The organism is Vibrio sp. 2304 (assembly GCF_033339475.1).
Taxonomy (GTDB): Bacteria; Pseudomonadota; Gammaproteobacteria; order Enterobacterales; family Vibrionaceae; genus Vibrio; species Vibrio alginolyticus.
The window spans coordinates 433632-455880 of record NZ_JAWOUQ010000002.1; the positions used below are offsets into that span (position 1 = coordinate 433632).

The 22249-nt window shown below is 43.9% G+C and carries 17 protein-coding genes; 8 read left to right on the plus strand and 9 right to left on the minus strand.

Annotated features, from left to right (window positions below):
• The first annotated feature begins 13 nt into the window (after window positions 1-13).
• Window positions 14-562: a hypothetical protein gene (locus tag R7P64_RS06760; protein ID WP_005378006.1), complete on the plus strand. Its 549-nt coding sequence runs from the start codon at window positions 14-16 to the stop codon at window positions 560-562.
• Window positions 563-755: 193 nt separating this feature from the next.
• Here R7P64_RS06760 and R7P64_RS06765 read toward each other — a convergent pair whose 3' ends face one another.
• Window positions 756-1343 (minus strand): TfoX/Sxy family DNA transformation protein, encoded by a 588-nt coding sequence (locus R7P64_RS06765; RefSeq protein WP_318123295.1) that lies wholly within the window; start codon window positions 1341-1343, stop codon window positions 756-758.
• A 369-nt stretch (window positions 1344-1712) separates the two neighbouring features.
• On the opposite strand from R7P64_RS06765, the gene R7P64_RS06770 reads away from it, so the two are divergent.
• The 5 genes from R7P64_RS06770 (at window position 1713) to R7P64_RS06790 (ending at window position 7430) form a co-directional block, all read left to right on the plus strand.
• Window positions 1713-2633, plus strand: coding sequence for an HDOD domain-containing protein (locus tag R7P64_RS06770; RefSeq protein ID WP_025766846.1), 921 nt, complete (start codon window positions 1713-1715; stop codon window positions 2631-2633).
• 146 nt (window positions 2634-2779) lie between these two features.
• A complete protein-coding gene (locus tag R7P64_RS06775) occupies window positions 2780-3685 on the plus strand; it encodes a lysine exporter LysO family protein (protein WP_318123296.1) in 906 nt (301 codons plus the stop codon).
• Window positions 3686-3893: 208 nt separating this feature from the next.
• The gene (locus R7P64_RS06780; RefSeq protein WP_025766848.1) at window positions 3894-4406 is read left to right on the plus strand and encodes a hypothetical protein; all 513 of its coding nucleotides are present in this window, start codon (window positions 3894-3896) and stop codon (window positions 4404-4406) included.
• A gap of 211 nt (window positions 4407-4617) precedes the next feature.
• Window positions 4618-6264 (plus strand): pyridoxal-dependent aspartate 1-decarboxylase PanP, encoded by a 1647-nt coding sequence (gene panP, locus R7P64_RS06785; RefSeq protein WP_213871580.1) that lies wholly within the window; start codon window positions 4618-4620, stop codon window positions 6262-6264.
• A gap of 311 nt (window positions 6265-6575) precedes the next feature.
• The gene (locus R7P64_RS06790; protein WP_005378021.1) at window positions 6576-7430 is read left to right on the plus strand and encodes a MurR/RpiR family transcriptional regulator; all 855 of its coding nucleotides are present in this window, start codon (window positions 6576-6578) and stop codon (window positions 7428-7430) included.
• 76 nt (window positions 7431-7506) lie between these two features.
• Here R7P64_RS06790 and R7P64_RS06795 read toward each other — a convergent pair whose 3' ends face one another.
• The gene (locus R7P64_RS06795; RefSeq protein WP_104975245.1) at window positions 7507-8751 is read right to left on the minus strand and encodes an iron-containing alcohol dehydrogenase; all 1245 of its coding nucleotides are present in this window, start codon (window positions 8749-8751) and stop codon (window positions 7507-7509) included.
• A 377-nt stretch (window positions 8752-9128) separates the two neighbouring features.
• Between R7P64_RS06795 and R7P64_RS06800 the strand changes: the two genes are divergently transcribed.
• Window positions 9129-9395: a GrxA family glutaredoxin gene (locus R7P64_RS06800; protein WP_005378026.1), complete on the plus strand. Its 267-nt coding sequence runs from the start codon at window positions 9129-9131 to the stop codon at window positions 9393-9395.
• A 175-nt stretch (window positions 9396-9570) separates the two neighbouring features.
• Window positions 9571-11253, plus strand: coding sequence for an aspartate:alanine antiporter (locus R7P64_RS06805; RefSeq protein ID WP_005378028.1), 1683 nt, complete (start codon window positions 9571-9573; stop codon window positions 11251-11253).
• Window positions 11254-11331: 78 nt separating this feature from the next.
• Here the strand turns inward: R7P64_RS06805 and fabV are convergent, their stop codons facing one another.
• From fabV to R7P64_RS06840, 7 genes are all read right to left on the minus strand, one after another.
• Complete coding sequence (fabV, locus tag R7P64_RS06810) at window positions 11332-12534, minus strand: enoyl-ACP reductase FabV (RefSeq protein ID WP_005388648.1); 1203 nt, start codon at window positions 12532-12534, stop codon at window positions 11332-11334.
• Between the two features lie 174 nt (window positions 12535-12708).
• Entirely contained in the window at window positions 12709-14991 is a 2283-nt protein-coding gene (locus R7P64_RS06815; RefSeq protein ID WP_017634878.1) for an acyl-CoA dehydrogenase, read from the minus strand.
• A gap of 71 nt (window positions 14992-15062) precedes the next feature.
• Window positions 15063-15698 (minus strand): TetR/AcrR family transcriptional regulator, encoded by a 636-nt coding sequence (locus R7P64_RS06820; RefSeq protein WP_053306960.1) that lies wholly within the window; start codon window positions 15696-15698, stop codon window positions 15063-15065.
• Between the two features lie 717 nt (window positions 15699-16415).
• Complete coding sequence (nhaA, locus tag R7P64_RS06825) at window positions 16416-17567, minus strand: Na+/H+ antiporter NhaA (protein ID WP_005378034.1); 1152 nt, start codon at window positions 17565-17567, stop codon at window positions 16416-16418.
• Window positions 17568-17897: 330 nt separating this feature from the next.
• Window positions 17898-19022: a lipocalin-like domain-containing protein gene (locus tag R7P64_RS06830; protein ID WP_318123298.1), complete on the minus strand. Its 1125-nt coding sequence runs from the start codon at window positions 19020-19022 to the stop codon at window positions 17898-17900.
• A complete protein-coding gene (locus R7P64_RS06835) occupies window positions 19022-21475 on the minus strand; it encodes an ABC transporter permease (RefSeq protein WP_005378038.1) in 2454 nt (817 codons plus the stop codon). The genes R7P64_RS06830 and R7P64_RS06835 overlap by 1 nt, the downstream gene beginning before the upstream one ends.
• Complete coding sequence (locus R7P64_RS06840; RefSeq protein ID WP_005378040.1) at window positions 21456-22127, minus strand: ABC transporter ATP-binding protein; 672 nt, start codon at window positions 22125-22127, stop codon at window positions 21456-21458. Before R7P64_RS06840 ends, R7P64_RS06835 begins: the two co-directional genes overlap by 20 nt.
• Between the last annotated feature and the right edge of the window lie 122 nt (window positions 22128-22249).

Below are 22249 nucleotides of genomic sequence, written 5' to 3' on the forward strand. Positions count from 1 at the left end.
TTTATCGTTAGTTATGCGTAAAACACTATTAGCCGCTGCCTTACTAGTGGCATCAAGCCATGCCCTAGCTGCAAACGATCGCAATGCGCCAGCAACTATGAGCAACTTTAGCTACGACTATTTCGAAGCACGTATTGGCGCAAGTCCTGTGACATTTGGTGCTGGATTCAGCAAATCAATTCACCCGAACGCGCATGTTATTGCTCGTATTGACTCTGAGTTTGAAAGTGATTTTGACTCAGCTGCAGGCTTTGGCTTCCATTCTCCGCTAAACAACTGGGCAGATCTGACTGGTGAAATGCTAATGCGCGTTGTGCAACCTTCGAATGAGAGCAGCACAGATGTTGGTATGGAGCTTAACTTAGGTGTTCGCCAATGGTTGGGCCCTCAATTAGAAGTAGGCGGCAAAGTCGGCTACGTTTCTATCGATAACGATGACGATTGGACTGGCTCTGCCTACGCTCGATTCCACTCAACAGAGCTTTTCTCTTTGGGTGCTGAAGCACGTATCAACGATTTTTACGGTGATCAGGTAATGTTCACTACGCGTTTTAAGTTTTAAGATTTGTGCTGTAAGAAAAGAGCAAATTAAAAAAACAAAAACCGAGGTCTCTGCCTCGGTTTTTTTGTCTAATTTAATGACTAACTCAATGAAGTGGTAAAAAACTTCAACGTCCTTTTTCCGCTTTTCACACTTGCCTTTACGACCCGCTAACTCCATCGAAACGAGTCAATCATTGTGCGATCAGCTTCGCTTAGTCACACAGTGCCAATAACTGTTTTTTACGCGGCTCTTGGATCAGTTTCCAATGTACGCCATCAGTTGCACCAGCAAATTTCCACAGTAGCTTTACATCAACATCATTACCGTAAGCCGTTTTAACTTTGTTGAAGACTTTTACAGGTCCAAGTTCTAAAAAGGTTTCTACGTCATCAACACCGGCTTTCTTGACCATACGTTCAAGGGTTAGTTGCATGTTGGGTAAGTCTCTTAAGCGTCTACTGGCAGAGGACTTTTGATATTTCCGTTCCTTAATTGAGTATTCAATTGATTTGTGTACCAGTTCATCAAGCCCTACATATCCGGATTCGAATAAATCGGTTACATCATAATAATTTACGGTTGCCGTCGTCTGTTTTTTGACGTGCTTATACTTCTCACAGCTCAGTTGAGTAAACACTTCATCTAGCCCATTCCCACCACGTAAGTAGCAGCAATCATTGCTGACAAGCGCAAACATAGAATCATCGGTGAATAAACCAATACCACCGAACATAGAACGTTTTTGGTACTCACTGAAGGTGCGTACATATTTAAAAAAAGCTTGGTCTGTCATGTCCATTGACCTCTTTAATCTGAATAAATTACCCCGATTAGCGATGTCACCAGATAAACAGCAGCTTATAGCGAATTATAAATGTCGATTTGTTGGCGATATTTTTGTGAGTTGTGCTCACCAACTTGCTTAATCATACTTAACGTTGAAAAATAAGTTAGGACATAGGTCACATATAAAAAAGTATAAATTCTGCATACGTGATTAGTTTCACACTTATTGTTCGTGTGGTGATATTTTTTTGACGCATAGCATGCCTAAAACGCGCCATCATTATGATCTCGCTGGCAATTACGGGCACATAATACGCATTTAATTGATAAAGAATACGCTGTAAGGGTACACTGTACGAAAGATCTCAAGTACAGCGTCACAATGGAACATTTATCATTTTTTTGGCTGCCAAATAATAAAGATAAGCTTATAAACGCACTGGAATCCGAGTTTGCTCAGCTGGTAGAACAGTCCATCTCCACGGGTAAGATTTCGTTACCTCCTATTCCTGATGTCGTGCTTAAAATTCAGCAGTTATGTGTCGAAGAACACACCACGATTGCCGATGTTGCTAACTGTTTATTGGAAGATCCCGGATTAGCAGCGGTCGTTTTACGAGTCGCTAACTCTGTGATTTTCAATCGCAGAAATATCACCTGCAACGACTTAACTACCGCGGTATCTCGTCTCGGAATACTTCGTGTACGTGATATTGTTACCGCACAAGCGATTGAGCAACTTAAACACTCAGTTAATCTCACTAAAGAATGCAATGCTATCTTGGTGAAGAGTGCCGCGATATCGCGTGAGCTCGGTGCCGTCATGGTGATGTTGGTTCAATCGTTTCGTAGCCACGAGCCAGGCACTTATGGCCATCTAGAGCAAGAAAAGGCGTTATTGGTCGGTCTATTAGCCGATATTGGGTTATTTTGCCTAATTAATGAGTACCACTTGTACTTAGATAGGGGCAATTACTTAGACCCAGATATTGCATTGCAGATCTTCCAAACACGTTGTTCTGCCACAAGTAAACTGGTACTTGAGCGTTGGGGGTTTGACAACGACTTCAGAGAAGTATCCTCAAACGAAAAATACGAATTAACGCGACCAGAAGTGAGTTATCTCGACATCGCTAGAATTGCGCATCATTTATTGATGTTCCGCAATCACGATGAACGCATTGACGAACATGAAGTTGAATTCAACTTAACTGGTGCAGAAGTCTTGTATGAACTTAGTAACATGAGTGATACTGACTTCAATGATCAAATCCGAGCTGTACTCAATGCTAGCGGTTTGTAATTTATCGCTTTCTGATAATACCTTATCCGTGATAAAACGATTCGCTCAAGGCTGAGCTGTGTGTGGTGAAATGTCTTTAATTTCAACCGATAGATAATTTGATTTATGCGTGTTGATGTTATCTCAAAAAGGAATCATTGAGCTTTATGTTTTCAGGGATGCTATTTATTTTCGCTCCGCTTGTGGTGGGGTATCTAATTCCTATATCTCGATCTTCGTTATTGGAGAAGATCAATCAGTCAACGTCCTACCTTATTTACGTCATTTTGTCGTTGATGGGTCTTAGTTTGGCGGCGCTCGATAATTTAAGCAGCAACTTACAAAGTATTCTCCTCTATGCGAGTACGTTTTTTTTGTGTCTAAGTGCCTGCAACCTGTTGGCTCTGCCTATTATTGATAAAATTATTCCACTCCAGACCAATCAGAATCAAAAGAAGCTACCGTTATCTTCGATGGCTTTAGAGTCAGTTAAGCTTATCGTGGTCGTTGGCGGAGGGTTAGTGGTTGGCCTGCTGTTACCCATTGATTTGAGTTGGGTAGATACAGCAAGCGAATGGATACTCTTTCTACTTCTATTTTTTATTGGTATTCAGCTGCGCAATAGTGGGCTTACTCTGCGTCAAATCCTATTAAATAAACAAGGAATGGCCATTGCAGCCGTGATCATCGCAACGTGTATGCTTGGTGGCGTTCTTGCAGCGGTGTTTTTGGATCTTCCTCTTTATCAAGCACTCGCAATGGCTTCAGGTTTTGGCTGGTATTCACTCGCAGGTATTTTAATGGGTGACGCTTTTGGTCCGGTATTTGGTGGCGCGTCGTTCTTGATTGAATTGATGAGAGAGCTAGTCGCACTGGTTGCCATTCCTCTCTTTATTCGTAGCTATCCGTGCACCGCAATTGGTTATGCCGGTGCAACAGCAATGGACTTCACCCTACCCGTTATTCAAACCACCGGTGGTGTGCGTTGTGTTCCTGTTGCTATCGTTAGCGGCTTTATTTTGAGTTTATTGGTACCAGTTATGATGCTTTTCTTTGTATCACTTGCTAGCTAGATCTCAGGTTTTCGCTTTAACATCCATTACAATACGGCAAAAATTTAAATACCCAGTTAACGTCAAAGTGGTCAATATTTTTTGGCAAGACCCCTCTTTCTTTTCGTCATTCAGCCCAACGATTTGTCACGACCAAATAGAAAGAAGGGATAAACATCAACTGATGTGCATTGCGTTAATAAAGGGATAACAACCAGAAGGAAGAAGAATGAAACGCTTTGTCGTTGCAGCGCTCCTCGCTACAAGCTCAACTTTTACGATTGCCGCAGATCAACAATGTCTTGCTAGCAAATACGATGGCTACGTCGATGCCTCACTACAGTGGTATCAAGATCTTGTTGATTTGACGGTTACCCAATATCCAGATCTGAAAGAAGTTAGTCAATGGTTCTTGGATGGACGTAAACATCACTTTGAATTAAACCGCGAAGCGGTTCACTACTTTCTAGAGAACGACCCTAGCCGCGTTGCGACGGAACAGCCAATCGAAGCATGGTTAAAACTAGAGCAACATGACGTTAAGCAGTTAGCGACCCGAAGCGATAAGTTAGGTGAAGTTGCAAAACAGACATTTAGCGACCGTCAATCAACTAACCACCCAAAAAACTACGAACTTCGTTCAGCATTCGCTGATCTGCTTAGTCATCCCCAACAAATTGATACCGCACTTAATAAGTACAATCAGTCAATAGAAAAGATTGAAAAGCAGAAATGTGACTAAGATTGCTCGCATTAGTCGTTGATTAGCATTCGAAAACACTAGAATGTTTTAACGTACTCAATCTAGAATTTTTTAATGTGAATATCGTAACCTTCACCTAAAATTTTCATTTCTACAACTTGGGTTTCAACAATTAAAACGGGACTTTGCGCCCGTTTTAGTTTAGATTGTGCCGCTCGCATTACCAAAATAACTACAAAGATTCTTTGCTATGGTTAAGGAACAAAAAACCGCTGATGTTAGCTTTGAGAGCTTGCTAAAGATCTTCACTGTCCCAGAAGGTCCGGACTCAACGTTAACTAAAATTGACGAGAGCCTCTCGCGAAATCTAAATCAATTTCTTCGTGAACACATCGTGGCAGAAGAAAAGCCTTTACGCGAAATCGAAAAAGACTTTTCTTCTGCTCAGATTCCTGAGCAGCCAGAGTTCGTGTCAGATCATACAGAGCACTTACTCGACACTTTGGTGTCGCACTCAGTTCACACATCTTCACCAAGCTTCATTGGTCATATGACATCGGCACTGCCTTATTTCTTGATGCCACTGTCAAAGATCATGATCGCCTTAAACCAAAACCTGGTAAAAATAGAGACTTCCAAAGCCTTTACGCCACTTGAGCGTCAAGTTTTGGGTATGCTGCATCGCTTGATATATGGTCAGAATGATACGTTTTACAATCAGTGGATGCACAGTGCAAACCACTCATTAGGCGCATTTTGTTCCGGCGGCACCATTGCCAATATCACTGCGCTTTGGGTAGCACGTAACAAAGCGTTAAGAGCCAATGGCTCATTTAAAGGCGTGGAAAAGGAAGGCCTTTTTAAAGCCATGAAGCACTATGGCTATGATGGCTTAGCGGTGCTAGTGTCTGAGCGTGGTCACTACTCCCTTAAGAAAGCAGCCGATGTATTAGGGCTAGGCCAGGAGGGTTTGGTTGCGGTTAAAACCGATACCAACAACCGCATTGTTATCGACGACCTGAAAGCGAAAATTGTTGAGCTCGAAAAACAAAACATCAAGCCTATTGCTGTTATTGGTGTGGCTGGCACAACAGAGACAGGTAATGTTGATCCATTGCCTGAAATCGCTGAAGTCTGCCAAGCTCACAGCTGTCACTTCCATGTGGATGCCGCATGGGGTGGCGCAACACTTATGTCTAACCATCACCGTCACCTTCTTAAAGGTGTGGAAATGGCAGACTCAGTAACTATTGATGCGCACAAGCAGCTCTACATCCCGATGGGCGCTGGTATGGTTCTGTTCAAAGACCCTGACGCAATGAAATCCATAGAGCATCACGCTCAATATATATTGCGCAAAGGTTCAAAAGACCTAGGCAGCCATACACTAGAAGGCTCACGTTCGGGCATGGCGATGTTGGTCTACGCCGCAATGCACATCATAAGTCGCCCAGGTTACGAGCTTCTGATTGACCAAAGCATTGAAAAAGCTCGATACTTTGCGGATTTAATCAAACAGCAAGATGATTTCGAGTTAGTTTCTGAACCAGAGCTTTGTCTGCTCACATACCGTTATTTGCCGCCATTCATCCGTGAAGTATTAGCACAAGCAGAAGGCTCACAAAAAGAACAACTGAATGAGCTGATCAATGAGTTAACACAGTTTATTCAAAAGCGTCAGCGCGAAACGGGCAAATCGTTCGTTTCACGTACAAGACTGAACCCAGACCAATGGCAGCGCATGAATACGATAGTGTTTCGAGTGGTTTTGGCAAATCCACTGACCACAAAAGAAATTTTGAGCTCAGTGCTTGATGAACAACGCGAAATCGCCAAGCAAGCACCAAATTTGATGAAAAGAATTCAACAGCTGGTTGTTGATATTCAATCGTCTTAACGGCCAGATCGAGTTACATCAATTTGAAATTTTTTTTCGTTTTGATGTAACTCAAACATCATTATCGTACGACTAGCGCAACAAAACTTCGTTTACACATCCAATTCTGTAGTTTTTACAACATTTTGTTTGAGGCCTGTCAAATTCTCACTAAATAGTACCCGTTATTGGTTTAGACTGATTGAAGATCAGGTTTATACTGATTCTATGGCGCTGGTTGTTTTCGTTAACGCCCCACTCTACTCCGGAATCTTCGTGTTTCCTTTCGTTAGCAGAGCCAGCGAGTTGTTCTCTATACCCTCGTGAACACTATGAATACATTAGAAAAAATTCAAAAAAACCTGGAGAATTTCAGTAAGTCAGAGCGCAAAGTTGCGGAAGTAATTATGGCGTCTCCACAAACTGCAATTCATTCAAGCATTGCAACGCTGGCTAAAATGGCCGACGTTAGTGAGCCCACTGTAAACCGCTTCTGTCGTCGTCTGGACACCAAGGGCTTTCCAGATTTTAAGCTTCACTTGGCACAGAGCCTAGCCAACGGCACCCCTTACGTTAACCGTAATGTGGAAGAAGACGATGGCCCAGACGCGTACACCCATAAGATTTTCGAATCGACGATGGCGTGTTTAGATGTCGCTAAAAATAGCCTAGATCCAATGCAAGTGAACCGTGCGGTCGATTTGCTAACGCAAGCGAAGCGCATTTCATTCTTTGGCCTTGGTGCATCATCTTCTGTTGCCCGAGACGCACAAAACAAGTTTATTCGCTTTAATATTCCAATTACTTGTTTTGAAGATATTGTTATGCAGCGCATGAGTTGTATCAACTGCAGTGATAATGATGTTGTGGTTCTTATTTCTCATACCGGTCGAACAAAGAGTCAGGTAGAAATAGCGAACCTTGCTCGTGAAAATGGCGCAACGGTTATTGCGATTACAGCGAAGGATTCTCCTCTAGAAAAGGCAAGCTCGCTGGCCATCACGCTCGATATTCCAGAAGATACCGACGTTTACATGCCAATGGCAAGCCGAGTTGTACAAATGACAGTGATTGATGTGCTAGCAACTGGCTTCACTCTTCGCCGTGGTACAGGTTTCCGTGAGAACCTAAAACGCGTAAAAGATGCGTTGAAAGACAGTCGCTATGACAAACTAAGCCAGTACTAAGCACTAAAGCTTAGTCAATACTTTATCTAGGGGAACTCAAGGCTCCCCTTTTGTTTTAATGCTGCTAAGGGAGCAATCACCCTAAGTCGTTGACACTCGATAAGTCCGTTCTTGATTCCAGTACTTCAACAGAACTGACATGTTGTGCACTCTCAGCTGCGCACTCTCCGCTACAATCACAGACTTGCTGCAATATGTAAATCAAACGTTCCTGATTCAGGGGTAAAGGATTCCCTTTGATTGCCATTGATTTAAGCGCATCGTTCGCCACTTGCTCAAAAGAGGTTTGGCATACTCCAAATTGAGCCAGTAGCGGTAACGCTAGCTTATCTAGCACCATATTGACCCAAAGAATTCCATCGTGTTCGTTCGCGTTTACTCGCTCAGTGACTAATTGGGCCAGCTTGCGATAACGACTTATCACATCATTCCTACCCGCGAGTTTAGCGGCGTTAATGTTCTCCTGCATCACGTGTGGAGCTAGGCGAGCCGTAATAATGCTATGGGGGGCGTCTAACTTGCCTCCTAACGCCGATGCTAACCCATGAGCGGCACCTAATTTGGCATTAGTAATCGCCATACCACCAAGCAATGCAGCGAACGATAAATCAGAGCGCGCCTTATGATTATCTTGCTTACAAGCGGCAACCACTGAACGGCTTAAACGGCGTAGCCCCTCTTCGCAGACCATATCAGTAAGAGGGTTTGGCTCACCACACACATACGCTTCCATTAAATGAGTGAACGCATCCATTGCGCCACGTCCAGATGTGTATTGGTCGGTCCCGTAAGTAAGTGTCGGGTCTACAATGGCAACGTCTGCGAGCATATCAGGGCTTCGAAGACTCACTTTCACTTTATCTTGTCCAGATTTCAGCACAGCATTTCTGGTCACTTCTGAACCGGTGCTTGCTGTCGTAGGAATTGCAATAAAATGAAGAGGCTTTGCTTTTAAAGGGACGCTTCTTCCTACCACTTCTACGTAATCGTAAACATTGCCTTGATTGGGAATAATGGCAGCTAAGGCTTTGCCCATATCGATGACGCTGCCACCACCTATCGCAACCACCATATCAGGTTGGAATTTTCTACCGAGCACTGCGGTCTCTTCTACCATCGTGATGTATGGTTCACCAACGATAGCTACGTGCTGGTAACGCATATTTTGAGCTTTAAGATATTGGATAATGGGGGCGGCTCGTTGGGTATCCTGCCCAGTAACCAGCAAAACACTGTAGCCAAATTGGTTAATAACGGACAATGAAGATTGAAGTGCACCTTCACCAAATATAATCCTTGTTGCAGTCATAAACTGAAACATACACACCCTCCCAAAAGAATATACCCAAATAACCTCTCGCCCTCTGATTTAACACTTATGTAAGAGTTGAAGTTATTTGCGTATAGCCAAAATAGATTGCTATTTTTTTAAACAAAAAAAATTGACCAATTCCACCTTGCCATCATTAACCCTTTAGAATGTATGTTTTTTATGCGTCACTTCACATACTTCAGAGCCGTAAAATAAGAACGCGCGTTTAGTTTTTATTCGATAGATTTCACCTATAGAACCAAGAGGTAATTGCCGCTTTATTTCCGTATCTGGATCGGGCATAGTTACTCCAACAAAAGAAAGCGCACTCAGCCGCTATGTTTTGTACGCTTTCAAAAAAGAATAGATTTAGGAGAAATAAGATTATGTTCGTTGTTATCTTTGGTCGCCCTGCATGTCCTTTCTGTGTTCGTGCAAAAGAGCACGCAGAAACGCTAAAAGCAAAACGTGATGACTTCAACTACCGTTACGTTGATATTCACGCTGAAGGTATTTCTAAAGCAGATCTTGAGAAAACTGTTGGTAAACCAGTTGAAACCGTTCCTCAGATCTTTATCGACCAAGAGCACATCGGTGGCTGCGACGAGTTCGAAGCATACGCGAAAGAGCACCTAGGTCTATTTGACGAGTAATAAAGACTGTTTTCAAAAAAGCCGCTTCATGCGGCTTTTTTATTATTTTTCAGCTGGTTATTACGTTAAGTCAACTAATGGTAAAACCTAAAAAAATTCACTTATCTTTTTGCTATATTTAGTTACAATCCACAGTTCTTAATCTTTTTTGGCACACACTCTACCGAGCCACACAGTGAACATAGACGTCGTATACCTTCTCGAGCAAAACCCTATCCTTCTAATCTTCGTCGTATTAGCCATTGGCCTTGCCATCGGAAAAATTCGATTTGGCAAATTACAACTAGGCAACTCTATTGGCGTTCTTATTACCTCTTTGGTAATGGGCCACCTTGGTTTCTCATTTAATGCAGAAGCTTTAACCATTGGCTTTATGCTGTTTATCTACTGCGTTGGCATTGAAGCTGGACCAAACTTTTTTGGTATATTCTTCAGAGATGGTAAGCATTATTTTATTTTAAGCATGACCGTTCTCGTGTCTGCGGTCAGCTTAACGTATGGCTTGAGTCACTATTTCGGCCTCGATTTTGGCTTATCCGCCGGTATGATGGCAGGCGCATTGACCGCAACGCCAGTACTGGTTGGTGCACAAGATGCTCTTAACTCTGGCCTTGCGACTATACCGCGGAATATGGAATTTTCTCTGGTATTAGAAAATCTATCCGTAGGCTACGCGATGGCTTATCTGGTCGGCTTAATTAGCATGATCATGTTTGCTAAATTGTTGCCAAAACTGCAAAAACAAAACCTTTCTGATTCCGCGCAGCAAATCGCACAAGAACGTGGCCTTGGAAATTCAAGCCAGAGAAAAGTGTATTTACCCATTATTCGAGCTTACCGAGTGGGCCCAGAGCTAATTGACTGGACTGATGGTAAAAACTTACGAGAACTGGGGATTTATCGTCAAACTGGCTGTTACATTGAACGAATCCGTCGCAATGGTATTCTCGCCCACCCAGATGGTGATGCTATCTTGCAAGAGGGAGATGAAATTGCACTGGTTGGCTTCCCTGACAGCCATGCTCGCTTAGACCCTAGCTTCCGTAATGGTAAAGAAGTATTCGACCGTAACTTGCTTGATTTGCGCATCGTTGAAGAAGAAATCGTCGTAAAAAGTGACGCTATCGCTGGTAAGCGTTTATCGGATTTGAATTTGTCTGAGTTTGGCTGTTTCTTAAACCGCGTAGTTCGCGCTCAGATTGAAATGCCTATGGACTTAGACATTGTGCTCGCTAAAGGGGACGTCCTTCAAGTGAGCGGCGAGAAAAGCCGAGTACATGGACTGGCGGAAAAAATCGGTTTCATCTCGATCCACAGTCAAATGGCCGATTTGCTCGCTTTTTGTAGCTTCTTTATTTTGGGTATTCTGTTTGGCCTCATCACAATGACGTTCGGTCAGGTGTCTTTCAGTTTGGGTAATGCGGTGGGTCTTCTGTTGTCCGGTATTACGCTTGGTTTCTTACGAGCAAATCACCCTACTTTCGGTTATGTCCCACAAGGGGCGCTGAATATGGTCAAAGATCTAGGGTTAATGTTCTTTATGGTGGGAATTGGTCTAAGTGCAGGTGGAAAGATGTTCGAGCACCTAACGCAAGTAGGACCAAAAGTCATTGGTTTGGCATTTATTGTCAGTGTTGTACCTGTAGTTCTGGCTTACTTAGTTGGCGCACACGTACTCAAGATGAACCGTGCCCTGCTCTTCGGAGCCATTATTGGCGCCCGTACTTGCGCTCCAGCTATGGATGTCGTTAACGACTACGCTAAGTCCACCATCCCTGCCCTTGGTTATGCGGGTACCTATGCGATTGCGAATATTTTAATGACGCTAGCTGGTACGATTCTGATAATACTAAGTTAATACTCACTTTGACTATGAAATACAAAAAGGCGCCCAATGAGCGCCTTTTGTTTATTGGTTATCTAGTCTGTGATTCGATTAGATTTGAATGAAGTCTGCTTCAACTGCTGGATTCACATCCGCTTCGTAATCTACGCCTTCAACGCCGAAACCAAATAGTTTCAAGAACTCTTCTTTGTACTCAACGTAGTCAGTCAGCTCTTTTAGGTTCTCAGTCGTAATTTGAGGCCATAGCTCACGACAGTGCTGCTGAATGTCGTCACGAAGTTCCCAGTCATCCAGACGTAGGCGGTTCATCTCATCAACTTCTGCCGCGCTACCGTCTTCTTTGTATAGACGTTGGCTGAACATACGGTAGATTTGTTCCATACAGCCTTCGTGTACACCTTCTTCGCGCATTTTCTTGAATACCATTGCGATGTACAGTGGCATAACAGGAATTGCAGAACTCGCCTGAGTTACAACAGATTTAAGTACCGCAACATTGGCACTGCCGCCTGTTGCTGCTAACTTGTCGTTTAGCGCTTTCGCTGCACGGTCTAGGTCCATTTTTGCTTTACCTAGTGCACCATCCCAATAAATTGGCCAAGTTAGCTCAGTACCAATGTAGCTGTACGCGACGGTCTTACAACCTTCAGCAAGAACACCAGCATCAGACAACGCATTGATCCAAAGTTCCCAATCTTCACCGCCCATTACCGTGACAGTGTCTTTGATTTCTTCTTCTGTTGCTGGCTCAACGCTAGCTTCGATGATCACATCTTTGTTGGTATCAACAGCCGTTGATGTGTAAGTTTCACCGATAGGTTTAAGAGATGAACGAACTAATTCACCAGTTTCTGGCATTTTACGTACTGGAGATGCCAGTGAGTAAACCACCATATCGATTTGACCTAAGTCTTCTTTGATCAGCTCGATAGTTTTCTGTTTCGCTTCATTTGAGAAAGCGTCGCCGTTTAAGCTTTTTGCGTACAGACCTTCTTCACGCGCTAGCTTTTCAAAAGCAGCGGCATTGTAAAAACCTGCTGTACCTGGCTTCTTCTCAGTACCTTCTTTTTCGAAGAAAACACCGATAGTTGATGCACCGCCACCAAATGCTGCCGCGATACGAGAAGATAGACCGTAGCCACTTGATGCACCAACAACAAGAACACGCTTAGGTGCGTTTTTGATTGGACCTTGCGCTTTGGTGTACGCAATTTGTTCTTTTACGTTAGCTTCACAACCAACAGGGTGCGTTGTAGTACAGATAAATCCACGAATTCTAGGTTTGATGATCATATTCAACTTCCTTTAAAAAACCTTGTTAGGATAAAAGTTTCGTTGGGATTTCGCATCTAATTTCTGTAAAAATGCTCTTAAAAGGCAAGTGGTTGGAGCACTATCCCACCATCCACTCCCCAAGAATACAAAAAAGCACCTCATTGAGGTGCTTTTCTTAACATTAGTTATCTATTATGCCGCCGGATTCAACTGCGACTTTTTTGGGCTATGAGTTCGCACTTCAGAAAAGTCATGACTAAAGTGGTCAACTTGAATCGCCTTGTAGCGCAATTTATCTGCAGCCATGATTTGATCAATTTCTTGTTCAGTTAACACGCCTGCTTCAAATGCTTGCTGCAAACGATCATGTAGCAGACCTTTACGAGCCACTTTACCATCCTTAGCAGCCTTCATAAGTTTACGCTCCAAAGGTTTAATGTCGTACATTGCAAGGAATGCATTCTCCATTAAGCCTACGCTGTCATCCTCTGATTTTCCGATGTAGCACAGATGCGTGAGGCGATCACGTTGCGCGCCTGGTGTCATCATCGCTTCTGCCAAATTCACACACAGCTCATCACTTGGCTTATTGAAATGATTACCAAGCGGGAACAATAGCCCCTTAAGCACACCGCCAACGTATTTCACAGGGAAGTTGGTGTAAGCCTCATTTAATGACTTAGAAGCGTTATACAAACAGTGTTGAACAGCGTAATGAACGAAGTCTAGATCGCCTTGTTGACGGCCTTCATCTTCATACTTTTTCAAGGCAGCAGATGCCATGTATAGATAGCTTAATCCATCACCCAAACGTGCGGAGATCATTTCTTTACGCTTCAAGTCTCCACCTAAGGTTAACATCGCAAAGTCTGCACTTACTGCAAGTGCACGACTGAGACGAGTAATGTCTTTGTAGTATTGCTGCGTTGGGCCACTCATGTGCGCGTTGACAAATCGAGAACCAGTTAGTGCTGCACCAAATGCACCGAATGTATTACCGAGCGCGTGCTTGATGTGTTTAAAGAGTAAGTTGTCAAATTCTTTCGCACCTTGTTCAGAATCTGGATTCGCCGCGGCTTCCATTTCTTTTAGAACATATGGGTGACATCGAGTCGCACCTTGACCAAAAATCATCAGATTACGAGTCAGAATATTCGCGCCTTCAACGGTGATAGCAACCGGGATACCAAGGTAATGTTTAGCAAGATAGTTCATTGGACCATCTTGAATCGCACGACCCGCATGGATATCAAACGAATCATTTAGAATGGTACGCGCGATTTCCGTCATGTGGTACTTGGCAATCGCGGTTACAATCCCAGGTTTTTCTTTCATATCGAGAGAAGTCGTCGTTAGCGTACGCGTCGCTTCTAGTAGGTAAGTAAGACCACCAATGCGCCCCATTGCTTCTGCAACACCTTCAAACTTACCGATCGACATTCCAAACTGTTTACGCACGTAAGCATAAGCACCTGTTGTACGTGTAGTAAGGTGACCAATCGCTGTGCCAAGCGCTGGGAGAGAGATACCGCGACCAGCAGAAAGACACTCAACCAGCATACGCCAACCTTTACCTGCATAATCAGCGCCACCGATCAACCAGTCCATAGGGATGAAGACATCTTCACCACGAGTAGGACCATTCATAAACGCAGACCCCAGAGGATCATGGCGTTCGCCTATCTCGACACCTTCATGGTCAGCGGGAATCAACGCACATGTAATGCCAACCTCTTTCTTGTCACCAAGTAGCCCTTCAGGATCCTGCAGTTTAAATGCTAACCCGAGCACTGTCGCAACTGGCGCAAGCGTGATGTAGCGTTTATTCCAACTAACTCGCACGCCAAGCACTTCTTTGCCTTCATGGGTGCCGTAACAAACCACGCCTTGATCAGGTATGCCACCCGCATCAGAACCCGCTTCAGGGCCAGTTAGGGCGAAACAAGGGATGTCTGTACCATCAGCTAAACGAGGCAACCAGTAATCTTTTTGCTCTTGCGTACCATAGTGCGATAGCAGCTCACCAGGGCCAAGAGAGTTCGGTACCATTACCGATACCGCGGTACTGATACTTCGAGTCGCAATACGAGAAACAATGGTTGAGTTCGCCAAAGCGGAAAATTCACGACCACCATATGCTTTCGAGATGATCAAAGAGAAAAATCGCTCTTTACGTAGGTACTCCCATACTTCAGGCGGTAAATCCCTGTCTTCTTTGACAATCTTCTGGTCATCAAGCATTTCTAGCAGGGTTTCAAGCTCATTATCCATAAATGACTGCTCTTCTGCCGTCAGTGTAGGCGTTGGATAATGATGCAATGTTGTGAAGTTTGGCTTGCCTGAGAATAGTTCGGCATCCCACCATACACTACCCGCTTCCATCGCCTCTTTCTCGGTGCTAGACAGAGGTGGCAATACTTTTTTGAACACTTTAAAAGCCGGGTCACTAATCCATTTTCTTCGTAGAGAGCTCATAGTTCAGATCCTTTTGTTCACGTAACCGCTCGGGGTATAATCTTATTATTGGTTTAACTTTCTTATTTGTCTTATGCCAACTGCTTTGCTGACATTCCTGCTGACAAATATGGAATCAGTAAATCGACGACAGATTTCACATCGACTTCCTTTTCAAACTTACTTTCTGCCAGCTCCGAAAGAGCTTGGCTTGAAGCCATCGTAAATACACAGGTTCCTAACGTGAAGTGCAGTCGCCAAAACAAATGTTCTTCACATAGTTCCGGGTTCGCCTTCATTATCGAGAAAGTGAAAAGGTTCAGTACCTCTTCGTATCTGGTGGTAATGAACCAGCGTAGATGACCTTGAACGTCTGTATAACCGCGGCCAATTAACAACATAAATAGCGCAGTACCATTTGGGCGTACATCGTTTAATGTACGTAAAGGTAATCGCAATGACTCAAAGACATCGTCCATGTTGTAGCTATCGCGCGTGTTTAACTCAATTAATGAAGTCTTAATGCTCGGCATTAGTGCTTCTAAATACCTATCTAAAACCGCTCTAACCAGCGTTTTTTTATCGCCAAAGTGATAGTTTACCGATGCTAAGTTAACGTTAGCTTTACCTGTTATCGTTCTTAGCGAAGTATCATTAAAGCCATGTTCAGCAAAGAGTCCTTCTGCGACATCGAGTATTTTTTCTTTTGTTGATGTTCTCGGGGCCATTTTAATCACTCGTATTAAACAACTGTTTGAAAATATACTCCCGAAATTTAAGATTAACAAATGATTAACATCACACTTTAACTAATTGGTCTGACCAGACAATAAAAGGTGTGATCTAATCTTTTGAAATTCAATCGAATACTCCAGTGAAGCTTGTCAGAAGAAAACGATCAAACTTCTCAGTCCATCGCAATTGAAATGCTAACAATAGCCTTGGCGGCTTGGAGTGAGCGACGAGAGTATGAAATACATCTTCGGTTCTAGGGGAGATAAAATGAGAAACACAGAAGTTAGTAACTTCGCCAAGTTGGTAATCCATCTCGATTTTTCTATTACTTTCGGGTGTGTAAGAAGCTAGAAAGCATTAAGTAGAAATTTTTTGAAAAAAAATGGAACTGTTTGGAAAAGGCTCGGTCTGAATATACGTAACAGTTAGGGCATTTGAAGTTTCACTGGCCGTCAAACTTGTTTCCATCTAATTGTTACGTTGCTGCTTTTTTCTTATTAACTCCTATGTTTGTATCCGCCCAGTCAAATTTTCGGCTGGGCTTTTTTTCGCCTATAGATTTGCCAAGCGCCTCTTTCGATGATTTGCCCCAACTCCATAAGCTAGACCTTAGTTGGTCACAAAAGTAACCATCCTGAAGTAGTTGATGTGCCGATCTGCAGACATAAAAAAGCCTCCCGAATGGGAGGCTTTACTAAACAGTGTGTATCTTACGCTTGCGCTTTCTTAGGCAAAGAAAAGTGCAGTAACGCGTAGCCAAGTAACGCGGCTGTCGTCGAGCCCATTAAGATACCTAGTCGAGCATAGGTATCAAACTCAGGGCTTACATTTCCAAACGCTAAAGAGGAAATGAATATAGACATTGTAAAACCGATACCACACAACACAGAGACCGCAAAGATATGCTTGAAGTTAATGCCTTCCGGTAACTTAGCTACACCCATTTTCACAGCTGCCCAACTAAAGGTGAAGATACCTAGAGGCTTACCAACCAGTAGCCCCAAAGCAATACCTAATGGCAGCATTGAAGTTAGGCCTGACATCGATACGCCTTCTAGCGAAATCCCCGCATTTGCAAATGCGAATAGAGGTAAGATACCAAATGCCACGTATGGATGAAGTGCGTGCTCCATGTGCTTAAGTGGGGAATGTTCGCCCTGTTTACCCTTAAGAGGAATAGCAAAGCCGATCACTACGCCTGCAAGTGTTGCGTGAACACCAGATTTAAGTACCGCAAACCATAAGATCGCGCCGACTATCATGTATGGCGTCAGTTTCGTTACTTCCTTCGCATTCAACATGAACAGGACACCAGTCATGATGAAGCCAACAAGCAGCGCCATGCTAGAAAGATCACCTGTGTAAAACAGTGCAATAATAACAACCACGCCTAAATCGTCGATGATAGCGAGAGCTAACAAAAACACTTTAAGGCTTACTGGTACGCGCTTACCTAGTAGCGCCATGATACCTAGAGCAAATGCAATATCCGTCGCAGCTGGAATGGCCCAGCCAGAAACCGCCTCTGGGTCGTTAGCATTAAACGCAACGTAAATAAGAGCAGGGGCTAACATACCACCAACCGCTGCAATCGCAGGGAAAATTGCGGTTTCTTTTGATTTTAGCGCTCCTTCAAGTAGCTCTCGCTTCACTTCAAGGCCAATAAGTAAGAAGAAAACAGCCATTAGGCCGTCATTAATCCAGTGAGAAACTGACATACCGAATACATAAGTATGCAGTACAGATTGATAAGTTTCGCCCAGCGGTGAGTTAGCAATGGTCATCGCAATTGCCGCTGCAATTACGAGAAGAATACCACCTGCTGATTCCATTTTGAAAAAGTCACGAATGACATCGTTCATGGTTTCGTCCTTATATTTATTATCTTAATAAACGATTAACAAAGAGTGATAAGAGTGTATAGCTGTCGAAAACTTTAGAATAATCGCTTCTTCAGAGTATAAACTTCGGTTTTTCCGATGTTAAGTTTACTATACATCGTATTTTCCAACATGACACTCAATTTTGATCGGAGATCGTATTTGTTTTTGTCGCACCAAATATTTATCAAGATGATGAGAAAATCAGCATAACACGGCTTGTACCATCATGATAACCCCGTACTTTTGAGAAAAAGCTAAGAAGCTTCGCGCACTAAAAAACCACCCGTAGGGGGTGGTTTTCTTCACAACTCAATAGCCTGTCAGCTGCATAAAGCCCCAAGCCTCATTGGAGCCGGAAGCTAAAGTAGGCCCTTCCCAGTAAGGTATTACAAAGGGTAGCCACATATCTGACTTGATAATGCGGGTAGTCAAATTAATTTGATGCTTCGGAATATTGATAATCCACTGCAAAGGTAACCTTCTTCCATTGGATAAACTGGTCACTTGCATTGGTTTAATACTGATATCATCGTCTGAGAGGTTGATGACTTTACCTGAGCGTGTCGACAACGTGCCAAACACGTGCGGTGTTTGCCCATGGTGACGATAACGGCTAACAGTTAATGCTCGACCATCATCTAAATTGAAAACAAACCAATCCCAGCCTTGTTGCCCCTCACCAATTAAGCCGCTGCCCCACTCTTTTTGCGCCCAAGCAGAACCCGTCACTGAGAATCGCTTACCATTTAAGCTTAAGCTGCCTTTTACTTTTAAAAATGGAGCACTGAAGCTGAAAGAAGCAACAGATTGCAACGCATGTTTAACTTGGAAGCCTTTGTCTCCATTCACCACAAAGGGGCCGCTTGTCATGGTATTGAGCTCAAGTCCAAACGTATCAGTATTCACATTCAAGTTGCCCGGGAAAGGCGTCGCACCGAGTGATCGCCAAGTCCAATTATCAATCCATAACCTGAAAGGGCGATTGATCATACCAGCTTGGCCTATCCCACCTCTAGCTACCCGTTGCTCTTTCCATACATGCGAGCCATGACTGACGACAACATGTGAAATGTACAATTGAGGGTTCTGCCAACCGCTGGTTTCTCGCTCGTCCGTCGCAACCCTGAAATAGCTCCATTGAACATTGTAGATCTTGCCTTGCTCATCTTTTAGTTTCGCAAAGTAGTGCCACCATTCATGCTGATACTCGGGATGAAAGCGAAAGTCTGAGGGTAAAGAGACATGCTCATTAGGTAGTACAGGCTCGAAAATCGTTTGATTTTCACGCGTTAAGATAGAATCAAGTTCGCTTTCTTGTGTTGCTGTCGCCTCTAACCAAAAAGTTGAGTAAAAAGCAGCCCCAGTCAGAAAAGCGAACGTAACAACAATGAGCGTTGAAACCAACAAGCGTTTTTTAGAGCCCACTTTTTTCATTACAACGCGTCCCTTAATGACTTCATCGGTGTACTTTTGATCATTCTAATAACTGGCAATGCGCCAGCAACCATGATGGCAAGCATCGCCCAAGCAATGGTTTGAGCATACTCCCATGGAATCGTTTGAAGCTCTAGAGACCAGCCAAATGATTGCTTAATGATAATATCAACGATCAAATGTGCGAGCGCCAAGCCGAGCGGCACTGCAATAATCGCAGAAATGGCTCCGAAGACGAATAGCTGCAAACCACCTAATACGACAAGTTCTTTTCCGGACACACCCATGCACCTTAATAAGGAAAAATGCCGCTGCCGTGAAAGTTCTCCTGCCAACGTCGCAAAGAATAAACCAAACACGGCAATAATCAGCGTGATATTGCCCAAGGTTCCCGCTATCGCAAAGGTATGATCAAACACTCTCATTGCTTGGCTATAAATATTACCGTTATCAAACACACGATCTTGCGGGAGACGGAATACATTCTCTAAGCGATTTTTCAGCCCTTCTCCATTGACGTTATCTTTTAATACGACGCCAAGACCAACATTACCCGTACCTGCAAATGCATACAGCCAATTCCGGTGCGACATCATCACCTGGTTATATGGGTTTCCATAATCGTAGTAAACGCCTACGACTTGCCAATCCCCACCAAGCGGTTCCTGCAAGTTAATGAAGTCTCCAGGGCGGATATCCAGCTTCAAGGCCATCGACTCGCTGACCATTAAGCTCTTGGTAGCGTGCAGTTGATACCAGTAATTTGGGACACCTAACTTGACGGTAAGTGAGTCTAGCTCACCTTCAGAAGAGCCCGTACTCACAACTTGCAGAGCACCATGCTCGGTCGGCATATCTTTTTCCCAGCGCCACCAAACCGAGTTCACCTCAGGCTGATTCTGGAGCCATGCGCTCATCCTAGCGGCTGAATTGTTGGTCGGATAGATGTACACATCAGCGGCTAATCGCTGATTTAGCCACTTATCGGTTGTATCTCGAAAGCTTCCGACCATTGTTTCTACACCAATGTTTGCCGCCAGCGCTAACATAAACGCCATCGTAGCCACACCGCGATAGCTCATGCTGGCTGCTGCATCAGCAAAAAACCAACGGACACGAACCCATCGCATGGTATAAGAAAAACTTTGGAACATATGCCACATAATAAATGGCATAAACAACGCCACACTAACCAACATCAGCGCAATAATAGCAAAGCCGGTTTCTTGTGTTTTCGGGGCCTGATATACCGCTATTGCAGCGACACAAAACGCACACGCCGCAAGCGCCTGCCAAGAGAACTCTCTTCCAGCAAATCGCATTAGCGACAGTCGAGAAGAGAGGCGGATTGGTTGTGACTTCAGCAAACGGATTAATGGCCACAGACACGATATCAACGCACCCATCGCTGCCATGATTAGGCTATATAAGCTAGATTGCCATGACCATCCTATGGTTAAGCCTACGTTGGCATCATACAAATCACTCAGGCTCGAAGACACTGCTGGGATAAGCTCATTTGCTAAGATCAAGCCAAAAAAGTTACCACACGCCCACGCAATAAAGACGAGCAAAGACAACTCTAGCAATAAGGCTTGCGCTAACTGTGTTCCGTTAACACCAGTCTGTCTCAAAATACCTACCAAACGTTGTCGCTGGATGAAAGACAGAGACATCGCTTGATAAAAAATAAACAACCCGACCAAAAACGACAGCATTCCCATCGCGGTGAGATTCATATGGAATGCGTTAGTTAGCGACTCAAGCTCAGTACGCGTATTCCTAACAAGCGTCATTCCGTTTGGCAGCATGTTTTTCAGTGCTATTAGCTTTTCCTCTGGCATTTCACCACAAGAAATCGCAGACAAACCTGAGCTCCGCTTGAGCATACGCAACAACGATATATCAGTAACCAGCCGAGTACCCGAAAGCATCTTGTCCTTATCTACTTGAATAGGCCCAAGACGGCTTCCGTCATTCATCTCAATGAAGTCCCCATCCTGCCAACTCATGTAAGCGGCCAAATCTTGACTAACAAGAATAGGATAAGGAGGCTTCATTAGTGATAAAACAGGCATCTCACCTAGCGATTTTCCTTGTTGTAGTGGGATCATCGCGACAGGATCTATCCCCACCAACATCAGGCTCATATCGGTCTTGGCATCTAGATGAAGCACGTCAAACGGTGCACATTGGTTGAACCCAGCTCGACGTAACTGAATATAGAAACCTTGAGGAATTTTATTGGCAGAGTGCTTCGTTCGGATTCGGTACGGCAAAGGATTGGAGAAAAGCTTTTCACCAGTGGCATAACTTTGTTTTGCATGCTGGTTGATAGAAGTAACACCAACAAGGAGGGACACGCCTAAAGTTAATCCCAGCCAGACAAGAATAATTTGTAGAGGGTAACGACGGTAATGACCGAGTAGTGCCTTAACTACGGGCCATAACATGTAGCTGCCCTCCTTGAAGTCGAATCTTTCCTTCCATATGGGCGGCCACTTTTTCACTGTGCGTCACTAACAGCAAAGTACACTCCAGTTGGCGAGCGAGACTCGTTAATAAGCGCATTACTGCTTCTGCGTTTCGCTCATCTAGACTACCAGTTGGCTCATCAGCAAGCAGGATTTTGGGTTCCATATAGAGTGCACGAGCAATCGCCGCACGTTGTTGCTGACCACCAGACGCCTCTTCCGGATAACGTCCTAGCAATGGCATTAAGTCCAAAGCAGAAAGAATTTGACGCCACAACTCTTTATCTTCCGGCAGACCTTTTAACTGACGACAAAAACGAATATTGTCGGCAATATTAAGTGTAGGAAGCAGGTTGAATTGTTGGAAGATATTCCCAATATTGTTGCGGCGATAAAGGGTTCTTAAATGCTCCGGTGCTTCATGCATAGCAAAATTTGGAAACTGCACCTCACCAGAGTCAGCAGTATCTAATCCGGCGATTAAATTCAGCAGAGTACTTTTACCCGAACCACTTTCTCCCATCAGAGCAACTTGGTCGCCTTGCTGCAATGTTAATTCTGCCCCTTGTAATACAGGGTGAAACTCTCCCCCGTCTACATAGCCTTTACATAGGTCTGACAGTTTTAACATTGATTATGCCGCTCGGATGGTGTTTAAAAATTGGGATCAGAATCTACACTAAAATCCTGTTAGTAGAAAGTATTTTGAATGCTTGATCACACTATGGAAGTACAAATGCAACTCGATTCACT